The organism is Candidatus Ichthyocystis sparus (assembly GCF_900078745.1).
Taxonomy (GTDB): Bacteria; Pseudomonadota; Gammaproteobacteria; order Burkholderiales; family 2013Ark19i; genus Ichthyocystis; species Ichthyocystis sparus.
This window is the reverse complement of record NZ_FKII01000055.1, coordinates 32,458-49,806: the sequence shown is the minus strand read 5'-3', so window position 1 is coordinate 49,806 and position 17,349 is coordinate 32,458. Positions and strand designations below refer to the sequence as shown.

Annotated in this window: 18 protein-coding genes; 6 read left to right on the top strand and 12 right to left on the bottom strand. The window is 38.9% G+C overall.

Annotated elements, in window-relative coordinates; translation table 11 throughout:
* The first annotated feature begins 12 nt into the window (after positions 1–12).
* Positions 13–327 (top strand): SPOUT family RNA methyltransferase, encoded by a 315-nt coding sequence (locus A6733_RS05510; RefSeq protein WP_176696779.1) that lies wholly within the window; start codon positions 13–15, stop codon positions 325–327.
* A 341-nt stretch (positions 328–668) separates the two neighbouring features.
* On the opposite strand, the gene A6733_RS08955 is transcribed toward A6733_RS05510, so the two are convergent.
* From A6733_RS08955 to trxB, 4 genes are all read right to left on the bottom strand, one after another.
* A complete protein-coding gene (locus A6733_RS08955) occupies positions 669–830 on the bottom strand; it encodes a hypothetical protein (RefSeq protein WP_176695647.1) in 162 nt (53 codons plus the stop codon).
* A 207-nt stretch (positions 831–1,037) separates the two neighbouring features.
* Positions 1,038–1,232, bottom strand: coding sequence for a hypothetical protein (locus tag A6733_RS05500; protein WP_092414978.1), 195 nt, complete (start codon positions 1,230–1,232; stop codon positions 1,038–1,040).
* A 180-nt stretch (positions 1,233–1,412) separates the two neighbouring features.
* Positions 1,413–2,006 carry a Smr/MutS family protein gene (locus A6733_RS05495; protein ID WP_092414980.1) on the bottom strand — a complete coding sequence of 198 codons (594 nt, stop codon included), beginning with the start codon at positions 2,004–2,006 and terminating at the stop codon, positions 1,413–1,415.
* Positions 1,981–2,949, bottom strand: a complete 969-nt coding sequence (gene trxB / locus A6733_RS05490) for a thioredoxin-disulfide reductase (protein ID WP_092460601.1) — start codon at positions 2,947–2,949, stop codon at positions 1,981–1,983. Before trxB ends, A6733_RS05495 begins: the two co-directional genes overlap by 26 nt.
* Before the next feature lie 349 nt (positions 2,950–3,298).
* Between trxB and A6733_RS05485 the strand changes: the two genes are divergently transcribed.
* From A6733_RS05485 to serS, 3 genes are all read left to right on the top strand, one after another.
* Positions 3,299–3,994 (top strand): Crp/Fnr family transcriptional regulator, encoded by a 696-nt coding sequence (locus A6733_RS05485; RefSeq protein WP_092402677.1) that lies wholly within the window; start codon positions 3,299–3,301, stop codon positions 3,992–3,994.
* Between the two features lie 146 nt (positions 3,995–4,140).
* Positions 4,141–6,477 carry a DNA translocase FtsK gene (locus A6733_RS09665; protein ID WP_092402679.1) on the top strand — a complete coding sequence of 779 codons (2,337 nt, stop codon included), beginning with the start codon at positions 4,141–4,143 and terminating at the stop codon, positions 6,475–6,477.
* Positions 6,478–6,763: 286 nt separating this feature from the next.
* Positions 6,764–8,023, top strand: a complete 1,260-nt coding sequence (gene serS, locus A6733_RS05475; RefSeq protein ID WP_092460599.1) for a serine--tRNA ligase — start codon at positions 6,764–6,766, stop codon at positions 8,021–8,023.
* 7 nt (positions 8,024–8,030) lie between these two features.
* On the opposite strand, the gene A6733_RS05470 is transcribed toward serS, so the two are convergent.
* From A6733_RS05470 to thiE, 5 genes are all read right to left on the bottom strand, one after another.
* Positions 8,031–9,116, bottom strand: coding sequence for a transglycosylase SLT domain-containing protein (locus A6733_RS05470; protein WP_092402661.1), 1,086 nt, complete (start codon positions 9,114–9,116; stop codon positions 8,031–8,033).
* Between the two features lie 196 nt (positions 9,117–9,312).
* Complete coding sequence (grxD, locus tag A6733_RS05465) at positions 9,313–9,627, bottom strand: Grx4 family monothiol glutaredoxin (RefSeq protein WP_092402663.1); 315 nt, start codon at positions 9,625–9,627, stop codon at positions 9,313–9,315.
* A gap of 185 nt (positions 9,628–9,812) precedes the next feature.
* Positions 9,813–10,649, bottom strand: a complete 837-nt coding sequence (thiD, locus tag A6733_RS05460) for a bifunctional hydroxymethylpyrimidine kinase/phosphomethylpyrimidine kinase (RefSeq protein WP_092411253.1) — start codon at positions 10,647–10,649, stop codon at positions 9,813–9,815.
* Between the two features lie 26 nt (positions 10,650–10,675).
* Complete coding sequence (thiM, locus tag A6733_RS05455; RefSeq protein ID WP_092460596.1) at positions 10,676–11,524, bottom strand: hydroxyethylthiazole kinase; 849 nt, start codon at positions 11,522–11,524, stop codon at positions 10,676–10,678.
* 8 nt (positions 11,525–11,532) lie between these two features.
* On the bottom strand, positions 11,533–12,147 hold the full coding sequence (gene thiE / locus A6733_RS05450) for a thiamine phosphate synthase (protein ID WP_175330526.1): 615 nt from the start codon (positions 12,145–12,147) through the stop codon (positions 11,533–11,535).
* Positions 12,148–12,353: 206 nt separating this feature from the next.
* On the opposite strand from thiE, the gene A6733_RS05445 reads away from it, so the two are divergent.
* Positions 12,354–12,767 carry a hypothetical protein gene (locus A6733_RS05445; RefSeq protein WP_092402671.1) on the top strand — a complete coding sequence of 138 codons (414 nt, stop codon included), beginning with the start codon at positions 12,354–12,356 and terminating at the stop codon, positions 12,765–12,767.
* 15 nt (positions 12,768–12,782) lie between these two features.
* Here A6733_RS05445 and tenA read toward each other — a convergent pair whose 3' ends face one another.
* Together tenA and A6733_RS05435 are read right to left on the bottom strand one after the other, a co-directional pair.
* Positions 12,783–13,439, bottom strand: coding sequence for a thiaminase II (gene tenA / locus A6733_RS05440; RefSeq protein ID WP_092402673.1), 657 nt, complete (start codon positions 13,437–13,439; stop codon positions 12,783–12,785).
* Between the two features lie 124 nt (positions 13,440–13,563).
* On the bottom strand, positions 13,564–14,430 hold the full coding sequence (locus A6733_RS05435; RefSeq protein WP_092402681.1) for a cation diffusion facilitator family transporter: 867 nt from the start codon (positions 14,428–14,430) through the stop codon (positions 13,564–13,566).
* Positions 14,431–15,040: 610 nt separating this feature from the next.
* On the opposite strand from A6733_RS05435, the gene A6733_RS05430 reads away from it, so the two are divergent.
* On the top strand, positions 15,041–15,982 hold the full coding sequence (locus A6733_RS05430) for a hypothetical protein (RefSeq protein ID WP_092460593.1): 942 nt from the start codon (positions 15,041–15,043) through the stop codon (positions 15,980–15,982).
* A 135-nt stretch (positions 15,983–16,117) separates the two neighbouring features.
* Here A6733_RS05430 and A6733_RS05425 read toward each other — a convergent pair whose 3' ends face one another.
* Complete coding sequence (locus tag A6733_RS05425) at positions 16,118–16,894, bottom strand: hypothetical protein (RefSeq protein ID WP_092411451.1); 777 nt, start codon at positions 16,892–16,894, stop codon at positions 16,118–16,120.
* Positions 16,895–17,349 lie beyond the last annotated feature (455 nt).

The following is a 17,349-nucleotide window of genomic DNA, read 5'->3' as shown; positions in this document are numbered from 1 at the left end:
TAGAGCATGGTAATGCTTTTCGTGTTGGCTAATGGAGCTTGTTTATCTAAGTTGGTTTCCTATCCTAACCATCGAGGTGTTGTGTTGGAAGTTTTGCCTTTACCACCGTATGATCTTTATGATGTTTTGGCTAATTACACTAGGCCTTTGTTATTGCTTCTCGATGTTATGATGATCCGCACGAATTTAGGCTCGTGCTTGCGTGTGACTGATGCTACTGAATTTACAGCAGTGATTGTACCCAAAAATAAAAGCTCTGGATTAACTGGTGTTGCAATAAAATCTTCATCTGGTGCCAGTCAATTTATTAGATTAATACACGTGTAACTAATTTGGCATGTACTATAAAAATTATGAAAGAAGATTTTGATATGGATGTTATTGGTACTTCAGATGATGTTGGCTCAGGTTTATGGTAATGGTACTATAGAGAATTTGACTTCCGGAGTTGCAGCGGTTTTTGGGGTTCCGATGGCCATGGCATGAGATGTTGGATTCCTATGTATGGCTGTGTTTCTAGTTTAAACGTTTCTTCTGCGCCTCAGGAGTTATTCTGTGTTATACACACGTCCCAGCAATGTTTGCAGCAAGTGGGCCACATATGGGCATAGAGATACCTTATTACATAGTATTGGCCTAAGTGGGAGTTGTTCTTTTTTGTACTCACTTTAGTGAAATTTACTAGTAACATCTATTTTCAGGATTCTAACATCTTCCATTAATAACGGAAATAGAAACGCACACTCGCCATTAGTATTTATCCAGGAACTACCTTCAAAAACAAAGCTATCCTGGCCTTCTATGCCATTTATATGCACGAACGGAGTCATGGTTTGTTTTGCTATATTCCTGATGATTCTATGATCCCGTAAAAATTGGCAAGTTCTAATTGGCCAGATCACAGTTTTTTTGCCTCCTCTGCTTCCTCTATCATGAGTAGAACATTTAATCCATTACAGATAATGTCTGAGCTATCACAATGTCGTTGGTAAAGCGTATGCATTATCTTGCCTTTACCAATGAATGCGTTCTCTCTGCTAAGAAGTGGTACCGAGTATTAATACTCCTCTCCTCTTACAAACCAGCAAAAAGGAACTTTGGAGCATAGCGTTGCTTGGAGAACATCCACACAAAGATAATTCAGGAGTTGCTAACACAGAAGCCCCTTGCTCCCTAGTTACCGCCAAGGATAATATTTTCTGTGCGCGTTCGTTTATATTTATATCAACCATGATCAACCATGCCTTTTTCAATTTTTGCTAATGATAAATAAAACAAGCATGTGCTCTACTTGTTTGCTACTAATATGTACCCAAGAAGGGACTTGAACTCCACAGCGTTTTCACCACTGGAACCTGAACCTAGTGCGTCTACTAATTCCGCCACCCAGGCCGTTGTAAGGCTGGATGATATCAACGCCGCTTTTTAGCGGCAATGCCTACTCTTTTTATAAGAACTAACGTGGCGCCAGATCCGCCCATATTTTGTGGTGCGGAACAAAACGCCAAGACAGAATGAGAATTAATCTTTAGTCCACGCCTTACCATCGTACGTAATACAGAAATTCCATTTCTACCACGTCCATGTATTATTAGTAAGCATTGCTTATTTTTCATGACTGCGTTGTCCATGAATGATTCCATTTTTTGAGCCGCTTCAACACGCGTTAGACCATGCAAATCTATAGCCTGTTCTACAGGCCAGCGTCCCCTACGAAGTTCTTTTAGAGTCTTTATAGACACATCCTTAGCACGAAAATCAGAGGTATCGTCTTCGTATAAGTGTTCTGACTGGAAGACGTGACCAATTATATTTTCCTCACCGGCAGCATCATCACCCTTGTTTTTGAAGTACAATGGCGTGGTGGTTCTTACCGGACGGCTAATGTAGTGCGTGTCTATATGCAATCTCTTAATTCTTGGGAAAAAATCAGACATCTTTTCAGTATCATCTTCTTTTTCTTCTTCTGAGCTCATATCTTTAATTATCCAAGAAAAACTCTGCATCCAAAGCAGCCATGCACCCACTGCCAGCAGATGTTACCGCTTGACGGTAAACATGGTCCTGAACATCCCCAGCAGCCAGGACACCAGGAATGCTTGTCTGGGTGGATCCTATAGAACGACCACCCCTAGTTATTATATATCCGTTTTCCATCTCTAGCTGTCCAGAAAAAATACCCGTATTTGGAGTATGACCTATGGCAATGAAAACTCCATCAAGCGACAGTTCAGATTTTTCTTTAGTTTCTACGTGGGCTACTCTCAATCCATTTACACCAGATTCATTGCCTAATATCTCCTCTGTCACGTGATCCCAAATTATCCGGATATTTCCATCCTGTGCCCGTTTTAATAACCTTTCCTGCAGTATTTTCTCGCCTCGCAACTTATTACGTCGGTGCACAAGTATAACATTAGCGCATATATTAGAAAGATATAGCGCCTCCTCTATCGCAGAGTTGCCACCACCTATTACCGCTACCGTCTTACCTTTATAAAAGAACCCGTCACATGTAGCACACGCGGATACTCCCTTTCCTAAAAAAGCCTGCTCAGATGGTAGTCCTAAATACTTTGCACTGGCACCAGTTGCTATAATTAAACAATCGCATGTGTATGAAGTATCAGATCCCTCAAGACGGAATGGCCTTTCACTAAGATGCGCTTTTTCTATATTGTCAAATACAATCTTAGTATCAAAGCGTTCCGCGTGTTTTTTGAATCGCTCCATTAGCTCTGGTCCAGTTGTTCCCTCGTAATCAGCTGGCCAATTATCTACTTCTGTTGTTGTCATTAGCTGTCCACCAGGCGCCATTCCAGTTATTAAAAGAGGTGATAGGTTAGCTCTTGCAGCGTACACCGCAGCTGTGTACCCAGATGGACCTGATCCAAGAATAATTAATTTGCTATTTACAATTTTTTCGTTGTCCTTTGCATTTTTCTCCATGATTTTTACTTTTCCCTATAAAATTGACTATTTGTAGAGTTATAGAAAACCCTAATTATCCCATTTTTTGTTACGTAATATAGGCAATACTTGGGGTTTATACTATTGTTCAATACCTCCTGAGGGAGTCTAATATCTACTCTGGTTGGTTTTGTGTCAACGATATCACTTTTAAGTACACTTTTTTTGTTGCTACCTTACACTTGTTTTGCGCAGATAATTTGTGTGTCACTTTGATACTATCAAGTGATGTGATTAACGGTTAGTCTGCTTATTGGTTGTATTGAGTGCTGCATTGTTTTTTTGCAGTGGTATTCTAGGAGATGTTTTTTTATTTTGGGAGGAACCAATGTCTGTTGGTCGAGTTTCTGCCGTTTCTAAGAGTGATCTAGCCGTACGAGTTAGCAAGGTTCAGTTGTTTTCCTCTTTGGACTCTGAGCAATTATCACAGTTATTGACATATGCAGTTCATCGCAAAATTCCTCGTACTCAGATGATGGTTGCGCTTGGTGAGAAAACAGATTCATTTTACGTTATTTTGTCTGGTGCTATGAGAGTTATAGTAGGTGATGAGGAAGGTCGTGAGGTCATAGTTTCTGTGCTTAGCTCAGGTGATTTTTTTGGAGAGATGGGGATAATTGATGATGAACCTCGTTCCGCTAGCGTAGTTAGTGCTGAGCCATGCGAGATTTTGGTTTTTTCAAAAGACTCATTTCGCGCTGTTTTGTCTGAGTACCCAGCTGTTTCTTGGCAATTGATGAAAAGTTTGGCTCAGCGTTTAAGAGTAGCTACCAGAAAGATTGAGACGCTGGCTTTGATGGATGTTTATGGTAGAGTAGCTCGTCTTCTTATTGATTTTTCTGAGGATGCTGATTCAGGAAGAAGACTTGTTTCAAGACGTCTGTCAAAACAGGATATTGCCAGGATGGTTGGTGCTTCACGCGAGATGGTTAGTCGAGTTATGCGTGATCTTACTGATAGGGGACTAATAAGGTCCGCTGATGGCAAGATTTATCTGTCAAATCGCTTGGGTACTGGTCTGTAGGGCTAATGCTCTACATTTTTAGGGTCTGGTACTGGATAAGGAAGACACATGTGTTTTGTGTCTTCCTATGCAGTTGGTTTCTATAGATACATAATAGCGAGTATGCATTTGAGTATTTATTCGAGATTATGAAAAGGCCTAAAGTTATGAGGGGGAGAGTTACTTCTCGGTTTTCCTCTGCGAGTTTGTCCCCGAAAGCTCCGGATTTATTTCGTGAGATGCGGTGGTTTGCCTCTGTAATTGTTGCTATTTTTTTGTTCCTTTCCCTATTTACTTATAGCCCTTATGATCCTGGTTGGTCACACTCCAGTTCAGTTGTTATATTTGTGCGTAATGTTTGTGGCATTTTCGGTGCAAGTATTTCTGATTTTCTACTTTACTTATTTGGATATTCTGCATATTTGATTCCAATCTCATTTATTTTAGGTGTTATACGTAGTCCTAAATTTGAAGAGATGCAGTTTGGGGTATTGTGGCAATTTTTGGGATCGATACTTTCTTTGTGGGCATCTTCGTCATTTGAGTCTATTTATTTTTATGACTCAAAGTGGAGTTTGCCTGGGCATCCTGGTGGCGTTGTAGGTTTGAGTACAATTATTTACCTAGTTCCTTTTTGGGGATTAACCGGAGTAGGTCTGCTAAACTTTGTTGCTTTTTTTGTAGGATTTTCATTAATGACTGCAATCTCTTGGTCTCAGATATGTGAGTTTGTAGGCTATTTAACTGAAAAAGCTTATTTTTATGCATCTCATTTCGTAAAAGACAAGTTTTTTTCTTCAAATGAGATTGTTATTCCTGATTCTAACTCAGATATTGGTGGAGAGATTATTCTTCCAGATGCCGTAGTTAAAAGAAGAAGGAGAAGTACTAAGACGCCAATTATCCATGAAGATGATGTAGAAAATGTTTGCTCTTCAAGTAAATCTTCTCCTACCTTAGGTGTAAATGTTGATATAGCCAAAGCGGCTAAGTCTGTCTCTTCTATTTCCTATGCTGCTACTAGTGCTTCTGTTCCTGGTTGTTTGCCTATTTCATTGCTTATATCCCCGGGAGAGAAAAGGACTCCTGTAAATGAAGATCAAATCAAGCAAACATCTGCCTTAATTGAGAAACGACTTAAGGAATATGGTGTACGTGTACGTGTTATTGGTGCATATCCAGGGCCAGTTATAACACGCTATGAGATTGAACCTGACGTAGGAGTAAAGGGTAGTCAGATTGTTTCTCTCGTTAAGGATTTGGCTCGCGTTTTATCGGTCTCGTCTATTAGGGTTGTTGAGACAATTCCAGGAAAAGCTTGCATGGGACTGGAGATACCAAACCGTAATAGAGAATTAGTTAGACTATCAGAAATTATATGTAGCGAGTCTTATCAATCTTCCTCTTCCACTCTAACAATATCTTTGGGATATGATATCTCTGGTGATTCTGTTGTTGCAGACTTGAGCAAGATGCCACATCTTTTAGTTGCTGGTGCCACAGGTTCTGGCAAATCAGTAGGGGTGAATGCAATGATTTTATCCCTCTTGTACAAGTCATCGGCAGATTTAGTACGGTTGATTATGATAGATCCTAAAATGCTTGAGCTTTCTGTTTATGAAGGCATACCACATTTGTTGGCCCCAGTTGTGACTGATATGTCTCGTGCTAGTAATGCTCTAGGGTGGTGTGTGTCTGAAATGGAGCGTCGCTACAAGGTTATGTCGTCTGTGGGTGTTAGACACTTAAATGGCTATAACAGCAAGATAAATTCTGCTAAGAGCGTTGGTAGACCATTAATGTCTGTGCCAGACCCTTGTTCAGAGCCAGAAGAGTTGCTTCCTATGCCATATATTGTTGTTGTTATTGATGAGCTTGCTGATTTGGTAATGGTGGTTGGTAAGAAGGTTGAGACATCCATAGCACGATTAGCTCAGAAGGCTCGAGCTGCCGGTATTCATCTAATTTTGGCAACACAACGGCCTTCAGTTGATGTGATTACTGGATTGATAAAAGCTAATATTCCAGCTCGTATTTCCTTTCATGTCTCAAGCAGGATTGACTCTAGGACTATTTTAGATCAGATGGGTGCGGAGTCACTTCTGGGACAAGGTGATATGCTTTACCTTCCTCCAGGACAGGCCTATCCGATAAGGGTTCATGGAGCTTTAGTTACTGATGAGGAAGTTCATGCTGTTTCTGATTTTTTGAGGAGCAAATCAGAACCTAGATATTTGCCTTCTATGATGTCTTTTATTGACTCTCCCAGTTGTGATAACAGTGAATCAGTAGACTCTCCTGGTTCTTCTAATTTAGACCCTTTGTATGATCGCGCCGTAGATGTTGTGATTAACACTAATAGACCATCTATCTCTTTGGTACAGAGACACTTGAGGATTGGGTACAATCGCGCTGCACGTATAGTTGAACAAATGGAGTCACAAGGCCTAGTGTCACCAGTTCAAAGCAATGGTAACCGCGAATTGTTAAGGAGGAATAGCTAGTATCCTATTATGTTATTTTATGCACCTCATGTTATAGCTTTTTACATTGTATAGTGTTGATTTTAGTCCGTACATATAGTGTTTGTTGTTGCTTATGTTTCTCATTTTTATTATATATATGTATATAAGATATTTGGTGGTATTTTTCTTATGTTTTTGTTTTGTAGTGTATGTTAGCACCGAAGGATATTATAATATTATTGTGTCTCCTATTTACTATGGTTTACATAGAGTTGTGCTCAAAATTTTATTTGTAGTTGGTGGTTGATTTGGGGAAGTACCACGTATGATTGATATTCATTGGTTGCGTTCTAATGTAGATAAATTTTATGCCGAACTTAAAACCAGAGGTTTCGGTTTTGATTGTCATAAATTTGAATCACTTGAAAAAAGACGTAAGGATGTACAATCTCGTACTCAACATCTTCAGGCTACACGTAACAGATTGTCCAAGGAAATTGGTGTTTATTTATCTAAGGGCAAGGATGCAGATGATCTGAAGAAGCAAGTTGCAGACCAATCAGAACAATTGAGGTTGTGTGAGAATGAATTAGAAGAAATTTTACAGGCTATTAATACATTATTGTTGTCTGTACCTAATATCCCTCAAGAGTCCGTTCCCTTTGGTAATAGCGAAGCGGATAATGTGGAGATAAGAAAATGGGGCGATATTAGGTCTTTTGATTTTTCTGTCAAGGACCATGTCAAAATTGGTCAAATTATTTCTGGACTTAATTTTTCTCAGGCCAGTGCATTAAGCGGTTCTAGGTTTGTAGTGATGCACGGTCTTGTTGCACGAATGCATCGTGCGCTTTCTCAATTTATGCTAGATGTTCATATTCGCGATCACGGTTATAGAGAGGTTGCTGTTCCATATATTGTTCATGAGAGATGTCTATTAGGAACTGGACAGTTACCAAAATTTTCAGAAGAATTATTTGAGGTAATTCATAAGAATAACGAGCGTTTCTATTTAATTCCTACCGCTGAAGTCCCTGTTACTAACCTACATAGGGATCAAATTGTATCTGTAACTGACTTGCCAATTAAGTATGCTTGTTATACCCCATGTTTTAGATCTGAAGCTGGTGCCTCTGGTCGTGATACACAAGGAATGATTCGTCAGCATCAGTTTGATAAGGTTGAACTAGTTCAGATTGTCTCTCCAGAGGCGTCTGATTGTGCTCATGAAGAACTTGTTATGCACGCAGAGAAAATTTTGCAACTTTTAAAATTGCCATATAGAGTTGTTTTATTATGTCGCGGTGATTTAGGATTTAGTTCTTCTAAATCATATGATATTGAGGTATGGATTCCTTCCCAAAAACAGTACAGAGAGATTTCATCTTGTTCAAACTTTTTATCTTTTCAGTCTCGTAGGATGAACATGCGTTATAAAGTTGATAACGTTAGGGATACTGTATTTCCTCATACATTAAATGGATCAGCACTTGCTGTTGGGAGAACTTTGGTTGCTATACTAGAGAACTACCAACGAGAAGATGGAAGCATAGATGTTCCAGATGCTCTGCTTCCATACATGTAACCATAGGCTATGGCTCTATCATCTTCAGCAGAGTATAATACGTCTTTACCTTCTCAACTGTTAGTATTGCTTGTGTTATCCTAGCTGGCAGTGCTCCCCAAAGACTTCCAGCATTGTATGTATGATAACCCGTCTTTGTTGCCTCTATATAGTTGGAGACATGAGACAGTCCAATGTTATAAGCTGCTACAGCTATCCATAGTTTTTGTCTGCTATCACAACCTAAACTGTTTTCTATTGAAGATAGGTAACGTGCAGCCCCCTCTATTTCACTTTGTACAGATTGTCCTTTTTTTATTGATAATTCTCTGGCTGTTTGTTCTGTTAATTGCATGAACCCTGTGACACCAGTTGGTGATTTAGCGGAAGTATTCCAATGAGATTCCTGATATGCCAAAGCTGCCAAGAGCCTCCAATCTATGTTGGTTTGCTTGGTGGCTCTAATAAACATATGTTTATATTTAGGTAATTTCTTTCTTACATCCATAATAAAATGTTTCAGATTGTACAAATTCTTCGACCAATAATTATCAAAGAATTTTTTTTGTAATCTTCCCAGATCGCCACTAGAGTACAAAGCATCATGAAAAGATATAATCTCTTTCAGCAAATTAGGATTACTACCAGGACTAATTTCCCAGTAAGACCTTTCTTCTTTAACTGATATTGGCTTGGAATTGTCAGATAAATTTGCTGAAAGATCTATTTTTTTGATTATTAAGAATGGCCCGACAGAATATAGGTGTGAGTTGATTGTACTGTCTGATAAATCTACAGATAGATCTGCCTTTCCACGCTCTACATACTCCTGAGTATTACTATATTGAGGCAGTATTTTAAGAATTACGGGGCATTTTAAGTTATCTGCTAATCTCTGTATAAGTTGATACTCATAGCCACCTATATTCCCGTTATGGTCTAAAGAAAGTAATCCTGGTGATAGCCTAGATGCGATTATTACGTACCTAATATGACGATCTATAATTCTAGTTTGCACAAGATAAAAACAAAGAAATGATGCAAATATAACAATTGAGGGAATAATTCTTCCTTTACCTACAATATGCGCCAACGGATCTTTTATTTTCCTCATAAGGACAAACGTTGCCTCTACATGTGATTTTTATCTCGCTTAGACTAATGTTAAACAGTACTTTGTAAAATTGACTTTTATGACAATAGGGTAGAAATATTTTTTTTGTAAGAGTGAAATTTTTGTCATACAATGCCACAAGCAGGTACGCGGTGACAGCAGTATGCACTGATAACAAAAATATAATCGCTATTTACTACTTGTTGCCTAGGAGCTTGTCTAATTCCCCAGATTCTGCCATATCACGCATAATATCGCACCCGCCAAGGAACTCACCACGCACATAAAGTTGCGGTACGGTAGGCCAGTTTGAGAAGGTCTTTATTCCCTCACGAATCTCTGGGCGCTCTAGCACATTAACACTCAAAAAATCCCGCACCCCACGATCGTGCAACAGCTTAACCGCTAATCCTGAGAAACCACACATAGGAAACTGTGGCGTTCCTTTCATGTACAAGACGACCTCGTTTTGTTCTATTTGTTCTGCTATCAATTTGTGTACCGAATCCATAGTATTTATGAGCCAAAAACGCCAAACTGTTAGCGTACCATGACCGTATATCCAATGGCAATTATCTTTCTCGGTAAAACAATACTGCTAATTACCCACGGTGTCGATGAATAGCACTTTTGATACTTCAGTAACCATTTGTATTTTACCACAATAACAATACTCTAAACATCAGCTTGAAGGTGCTACATCGTTAGATTAGGCCAAATATTGTAGAAATGATGTACTGGGCCCGCCCCCTTGCCAATTGGATTTTTTTGGGCCTGTATAATTGCATTGTATACGTATTGCTTGGCTTTTTCGCATGAAGTAGGTATGTCAAACCCCAATGCCAAACCCGATGCTATAGCGGCAGACATAGTACATCCAGTACCATGGGTGTTTTTGGTCTGTACCCTTTTGCCATGTAGAACAGAGATATTTTTTTTCTTATGATAGTAGAGCCAATCATCACACTCATCACTATTGCTATGTCCTCCCTTTAGTAGTACAGAACATGAAGTAATTCCAATAAGGCTTTCCATAATATGGTGTTTTTCTGTACTTTCTTTCAATCCTGTAAGAAGAAGTGCTTCCGGTATATTCGGAGTAATTACAGTTGAAAGCGGAAAAATTTCGTTTTTTAGTGCATCTACAGCATCTTCTTCTAGTAATCTATTACCGGACTTTGCATACATAACAGGGTCAGTAACAATAGGGATAGTTTCTGCCCTACATTGAATGAATTTTGATACCAGGCGGATTATGTTCTTAGAAAACAGCATGCCGATTTTTATGCTGTCTGGCCTAATATCATCAAATATTGCCTCAAGCTGCTCCTGTATGGACGATGTAGGAATTGTATAGCAGTTTCGTACTCCCATGGTATTTTGTATTGGTAATGCTGTAAGTACAGTCATTCCATAGCACCCCCAAGCAGAAAAGGTTTTTATATCCGCCTGAAGTCCTGCTCCGCCAGAAGAATCAAAACCAGCTATGGAGAGGCATTTACTAAAACTACATGAATTGTCCGTAATCTCCATACTGAGATTCCCTCTCTCTCGTTAATTTATAAAGTACTACTATTACTTTTCACAACAGACATCATCTCTTCTTCCGAGATAGAGTTTAGAAGATCAATAAAATGACACCTAAAGTGTCCCGGTAAACTTGTTTTTTTTGCAGCACACTGTCCACATATAGAAAAGTAAGATACTGCATCATAAGTTGCTTTAAAGTGATTATCCGAGGTTGTACACAATGCGGCTATTACTGCTGAGAGCGCACATCCCATGCCAGTTATACAACACATAACTGGGGAACCAAAAGAAAGTTTTGAGATATTTTTTGCATCTACTATGTAGTCGTGTCTACCTGTTATTGCCAAGGTAAGTTTGTGTTTTTGGCAAAATGATTGTGCCAATTCTATCCACTCTTCCGCATCTTGTTCTATGGAATCTGCTCCTTTTGATGGTGATTCTAATTTTTTTCCAATAAGTGCCGCTATCTCATAAACATTTCCACGAATAACACTAGAAAAACCAACAAACTGTTTTGCAGCAGCAGTTCGTATACGACTAAAACCAGCGCCAACTGGGTCTAGTATTACTATTTTTTTATTTTCTTTTGCTATTTCTACCGCTAGTTGAGCTTGTTCTAGGAATGATTTGCTTAGAGTTCCTATGTTTACGTATAGTACCTGACTTTGGAGTACTAAATCGTCAGTTTCACGTTGATCTTGCGACATGATGGGTGATGCACCAATTGCTAACAAAGAGTTTGCTACGAATTCTGTAGTCACAAAATTAGTTAAGCACGCCACCACTGGTTTTGTGGATCGCACAGTCCTAAAGTGATTCATAATACGTGGAATCACGGTTTCTCCAAGTGCCGCAAAATGACTAAAAGAGCCCATCATGATGTGTGCTAAAGTAGTCTTAGGCGTCTAATAGTGGTATAAGTGCTCTCTGAATTATGTATGGATTCAATGCATGCTACACCATCGGCACCACATCTAAGAACTTTATCAACATTAAATTCATTAATTCCTCCTATAGCTACTACGCAGTGTCTCGCTTTTTCTGATAGTTTCCTAAGGAGGTTTAATCCTAGGGCAGCTAAATTTGCCTTATTTGAGCTTGTAAATACAGGACCTATGCCAATGTAATCAATTGGTAATTCATGTGACAGTAGTATATGGTCGTAGTTGTAAACGGACCACCCTATTATCTTGCTCGACCCCAATTTTTTTCTAGCTTCTATAACCGATCCATCTGTTTGTCCCAAATGTACTCCGTCAGCATCTACTTTTTCACAGATACAAACATCATCATTTATGATAATGGGCACGTTTAATTTTCTTAAACGTGTTATTAAGGATTCAGCTATAGCCGTTCTGGTTTCTGTGTCAGTATTTTTTTCGCGAAGCTGAATGCACGTGGCTCCCCATTGTGCACATTTGCATACGAAGTCTATGTATTGGTCAATGTCGTTAGTGCGCCTGTTTGTTACCAAAACAAGTCTTAATTTTTCATGATCCACGAGTATCTACGTCCATATGGTTCATAATAGTAGAAGGTATCGTCCGTGATATAGTACCTCTGCTAGGTAATTAGTGTAAGTTTTGCCTACAATCGTAGTTTATTATCTGATAATTATTAGTTGATCAAGGCCAAAATTATTAATAACTTATTTTATTACATAGTATTAGTATGGCTGGTTGGTATTGGGAATTGGCGAGGTGGTGTATGCCTTGTATGCTTTTATCATCTGATTTTGTGGACTGCCCTTTGGTTGTATGTTCGGACTCTGCGTGTTATGAGGGTGATGGTAGTATTTCACTTGATGGGTGTAGTGATCTTGTGAATTTGCTTGTTGAACATAGACATTTGAGCTTTGGCTCATCATCTGTTATGCAGGAACTTACAGGTCCAGATTCAGGTTGTGCGGCAGTTGGTTTCTCTGGCGTACGTGGTGATTTGTCCTGTTTTTCCAAGCTTGCTGCGTCTGCTTTTGTGAAATCATACGCTAGCTTTGATTTTTATCGTTTTTGCCATGCCATAATGGTACTGCTGCTCTTAGTTTTCATTTCTATTTCTTTGTATTTTTTGTTAAACAGCACTTTGCATCCGTCTACTATCGTACGTCCTTGTTTTAACTAAGGATAATGATAGTTCCTATATGCTGCTGAACGTTCTTAAATGGTAAGCATCATCCCAGAACATTAGTTCTAGCTTTGTTGAATTAAAGAAGGCCGTTTGCATTTTTTTTTGGGTTTGTTCGCTTTCCCTAAGGGAGTATTCGTCTAATATCCGGATAGACGTATCTGCTGCCTTTTTAAAATTCTCCCCTGTGTATGCGCTAATCCATTTGCTGTAAGGATTGTTATCACGAATATTATTTGCCGATAAATACTTACCCACTTCATAATATACCCAAAAGCAGGGAATTACAGATGCTATTCCTACACTAACTGCCTCCATGGAGCATACAGAACGCAAGTAACTCGTGTAAAATAGATTGGCAGGTGAGATCTCCGCTATGTTTTTGCAATCTATATATTTTACAAAATATTCATGTATGACATCTAACTCTGACAATGCTTCCTTTGCCATGCTAATAAAGACTGCAGTGTAGGTTTTTTCGCATTTTGATGCAATAACAGATAAACAGCGAGAAAATTCGTAAAGATAGTACGCGTCCTGCTCGAGGTAATACCTGAATATTTTAGCGTCCAGATGGCCAGTAGCTAATTGTTTGATAAATTCATGTTCATATATTGAATTTACTACGTGTGACACTTTCTTCCAAGTGATGGATGAAAACTTCGACATGGTGCGATAGTACCTAATCTTTTAATTGGCGTTGAGTGTAAGAAACATTGTTGCCAGTGTACAGCATTGTGATCTACAATCAATGTGATTTATAAGGTTGTTACACAGTAGGTACAGCAAATTGTCATACTGGATCTATGTGAGTCATGACATTTAGTACAGGTAGCTGTAACGTTACCCTTCTTATAGCTTCGACAGCTATATCATGTCCCTTTCTAACTGATATGTTACCGTCAACTTCTATGTGCACATCAACTAAAATCATGCCACCTACAGTGCGTGTTTTTATATCATGACAACCGTGTACTCCAGGTGTGGAGAGTATTATTTCCCTTATTTTTTTGTATGTTACCTCTGATGTGGCATGATCCGTGAGAGCATTAAAAGAATCGTAGGAAAACAAAAGCCCCATTCTAGCTATGATGAGTCCTACAATAATTCCAGCAAGCTGGTCCAAGAAGGGGTACCCACACCTATTTCCAATAATTCCTAGGCACACAACTAGAGAAGATAGGGCATCAGATCTTGCATGCCAAGCATTGGCGATAAGCATTGAGGAATTTGCCGTTTTAGCAACACCCAGCATGTAGCGAAATAGAAGCTCTTTTATTACAATCATAGAGATACTTACAAAAAGAGGTGTTATTCCTACTGATTGAATATTTCCTACAAGCATACGCTTTGAGCTACTCCATACTATGCTTGCTCCTATTGCTAGCAAAGACATTCCTAGAAAAAAGGCGGATACATCTTCATAGCGATAATGTCCGTACTGGTGATCCTCATCAGCTTCTTTTTGAGAAAATATTCCTGTGACTAATACAATAAAATCAGAAAATAAATCAGATAAAGTATGAAACCCGTCAGCCAGTAATCCTGATGATTTTGTGAGCAATCCGAATACTATTTGAACTATAGACATAGAGAGATTTACTACAGCGCTTACTATAATGCTGTTGCGAACGGATGGGCTATTTCTACATTTGAGCATGTGAAGTTTGGATCCGTGCTGATTTTTGTGATCGTGTACCATATCTCTCCCTAAACTATTGTAGCAAAGGTGTTAATTCAATTGAGGAACCATATACAATACTAAGTAGTACATCCGTGGCCTGAGACACGCTTATACTCATATTATTCGCTATTTTACATACGTACCTATTGATAATATTATAATTATGAAGAACTTGCATTATTTGCGAATTCCATATTATATTTTACATACACATACATTTAATTGCGTAAATTTATAAGATTATTAATTTACGCTGGGCTGTCTGGTGCACGCCTCTACGTCTACAAGTATTATCGGTTTTATAGTTATGGGCAATCATTTTTATAAAAACAGTATCCAATAAGAAAATATGTCGGTTTGTATAAAGTTGAGGAGGGGTGGTTCTTTATTATTCTAGTATGAATTACTTTCAGTGCGGTAAGTGCCAAATTATGAAAGGCGTTTTTCATATATGGATAAATTATTAGGACATACGTGCTTAATATGTATTTTGTAGGCTACTAATAGCTACTTTGTTTACTTTTTTTGATTTCTGCCAGACAATAAATAGTGAGGCGTGAATTTTTATTGAATAAAGGATCTTATAGTGTTACATGGTAGTGGTAGTAGTACTCTAAGTGATAATGAGTTTGTTTTTCCGGATAGTACGTGTACTGGAAGCAGCTACTCTGAAGGAAGCAGTTCCACAGATCTGGTTGGTATGTTAGGTAAGTGCTTGTCAAGTGGCAGTCATTCTATTTGTGAATGTGATGGTGAATGTGTTAGTAACGTAAAAGTGCAGTCATCTGATCTACCAAGTTTATATGGTGATTCTTCTTTAAGGGCTGATGTTCTTCGTAGTTTTTTTTGTGGTGGCTACGGTATTGGCAGAGATGCAATTGATTCAAGTAGTATACTTGATGAATTGGGTCTAAGTGATATGGGTTCAGAAAATTGTGAAAGTCCAGAAGGTTGTATTGCCGAGGTAGGAAATTATGCTGGAAAAGTGGAAGGTAGTATTTCTGAAATTGGCCCAGATCTATCTGTTGGTATTGAAAGTAGAGATGATTGCACTTTTGTAAGTTTAGGTTGTGGTAGTCCATCAAGTGATTTGCTTCCAGCTGATAGTGCTTTTTATACTACTAGAGAAAGTGATGCTGTTATATTTGGAGGGGCGGTCAGGTATGGTGATGCAGCTGCTAGGGGAGGTAGTTCTGGGGGTGCTACTCGTGCAGGTGGTAGGTTATTATTGGGTAGTTCAGTAAATAGGTCATATGATACACGTCGTTATCAAAGAAATATGGTGATAGTAAGAAGAAATACAATTCTTGAGTCTTGTAGATGTTATTTCAGTACTGACGAAGTTATAGGGATTGGTGTCGCGTTACTTTTAATATCAGTTATAGTCTTCCTGTGCGCACTTGAGGAAAAGTACTGCCTGGTTATAGCACCCATCATTATGGGGGCGGGTGTGGCTGTTTTATCTTTGGGTTGTTATGACATGTCCCAACGTGCAGCTAGGACCAGTGCTCGTAGAGGGATGGTGTAAGAGGCAGTGGTGAGACGGTTGAGATCACAGCTGATGGTGTGTGTTTATCTCCTCCTCTTGCTGCATTTCGGACCCTCACTGCCCCCTATACCTACACTCAATCCGTTTCTATACTCAATCCATTCTTACTTTTAATCAATCACTGTCCGTACCTTCTGCCCCGTCGTCATTCCACGTATGAGTTACTATTACTATTGCTGGTTCTAGTACACCTCCGCTGAGAACACGGCCGCATATACCGACATCTGGTCCTTCTTCTTCTGGTACACCTGTTCCAAGAACACTGCCCCCTCTACTAGGGTCTGGTTCTAGTAGATCCTCAGGGTTTGGTGCACCTGCTCCAAGAATATGGCTTCCTCTCCTACTAGGGTCTGGTTCTAGTACATCATCAGGGAGGAAGCATCCAAGGGGTGTTTCTTCCCCTTCTACAACACGATCACCTGTGGTTTCTTCTACTTCCTCCGGTTGATTCACAGCAATAAACCTCATTTTTTCTTCTTCTCTATCCATTCTTTCTTTTAAAAAACAAAAAAATACGAGTGCTAAAGCAGTTATCATTAATAATGCCCCAACCGTAACAATACAAGTCCCAACTAAGTCCATATCCGTACTAGTGGCACTGCTCGTTGTCATTGGACTTGCTGTTGAATTACTTGAGTCAGACGTGCCATTTGCGGCTGAGGAAACTGTGGTTGATGAGGAAACTTCCTGAAGTAAAACCATCAAGCAGGATAGCACCGAAAACGCTGATAATCTGCAAGCACTGAATCCACTGCTACTGCTTTTCCCACCTTCTCCTTTACTAGCCTTCTGAGATAGTGGTCCCTGTGATCCATCTGACCCGTCCGTTGCGCCATTATCTTCATCATTTCCAGAGGAGTTTGTAGTGCAATTTCTGTTATTTATATTCATTTTATCACCCATTACAGTTTTGTATTATCAATGAGCATTACCAAAACAATATGTTGTCGGGGTACATGTGCACATTCCGCGCACACTCTCCATTGTCTGATTGATGTTTACCCATGAGTTATGTTTTGTATATATAGTATATACTAGTAGGTACATACCAGTGTTATGTTTTGTGCTACAGTACATACGATAGGTACATACTAGTACGCACACATTCCACCATGTTTGATTAAGAATTTTGTAATTTTCAGTATACAAATTGATTTTTAGATTAATGTTTTCCACTATTGTAAGAGAGAGGTGTAGGTCGTTTTTTATAGTTAGTTTGTTCTTTAATTTTTTCCTCTTTGTATATGTGTATAATGAATTTTTATTGGGTAAATTATTTTTATTTTTGTTAGGTAAAACGATTGCAGCAATGACAGTGATGTTTCAGGTGCTGTTAGCGTTGTAAA

Coding starts and splice junctions, on each gene's coding strand:
- grxD (WP_092402663.1), bottom strand. CDS start 9,627: ATGGATTCGGTACACAAATTGATAGCAGAACAAATAGAACAAAACGAG.
- A6733_RS05435 (WP_092402681.1), bottom strand. CDS start 14,430: ATGCTCAAATGTAGAAATAGCCCATCCGTTCGCAACAGCATTATAGTA.
- A6733_RS05495 (WP_092414980.1), bottom strand. CDS start 2,006: ATGCAGAGTTTTTCTTGGATAATTAAAGATATGAGCTCAGAAGAAGAA.
- A6733_RS05445 (WP_092402671.1), top strand. CDS start 12,354: ATGCCTTGTATGCTTTTATCATCTGATTTTGTGGACTGCCCTTTGGTT.
- A6733_RS05485 (WP_092402677.1), top strand. CDS start 3,299: ATGTCTGTTGGTCGAGTTTCTGCCGTTTCTAAGAGTGATCTAGCCGTA.
- A6733_RS05425 (WP_092411451.1), bottom strand. CDS start 16,894: ATGAATATAAATAACAGAAATTGCACTACAAACTCCTCTGGAAATGAT.
- tenA (WP_092402673.1), bottom strand. CDS start 13,439: ATGTCGAAGTTTTCATCCATCACTTGGAAGAAAGTGTCACACGTAGTA.
- A6733_RS08955 (WP_176695647.1), bottom strand. CDS start 830: ATGACTCCGTTCGTGCATATAAATGGCATAGAAGGCCAGGATAGCTTT.
- A6733_RS09665 (WP_092402679.1), top strand. CDS start 4,141: ATGAGGGGGAGAGTTACTTCTCGGTTTTCCTCTGCGAGTTTGTCCCCG.
- A6733_RS05500 (WP_092414978.1), bottom strand. CDS start 1,232: ATGGTTGATATAAATATAAACGAACGCGCACAGAAAATATTATCCTTG.
- A6733_RS05470 (WP_092402661.1), bottom strand. CDS start 9,116: ATGAGGAAAATAAAAGATCCGTTGGCGCATATTGTAGGTAAAGGAAGA.
- trxB (WP_092460601.1), bottom strand. CDS start 2,949: ATGGAGAAAAATGCAAAGGACAACGAAAAAATTGTAAATAGCAAATTA.
- A6733_RS05510 (WP_176696779.1), top strand. CDS start 13: ATGCTTTTCGTGTTGGCTAATGGAGCTTGTTTATCTAAGTTGGTTTCC.
- serS (WP_092460599.1), top strand. CDS start 6,764: ATGATTGATATTCATTGGTTGCGTTCTAATGTAGATAAATTTTATGCC.
- thiM (WP_092460596.1), bottom strand. CDS start 11,524: ATGATGGGCTCTTTTAGTCATTTTGCGGCACTTGGAGAAACCGTGATT.
- thiD (WP_092411253.1), bottom strand. CDS start 10,649: ATGGAGATTACGGACAATTCATGTAGTTTTAGTAAATGCCTCTCCATA.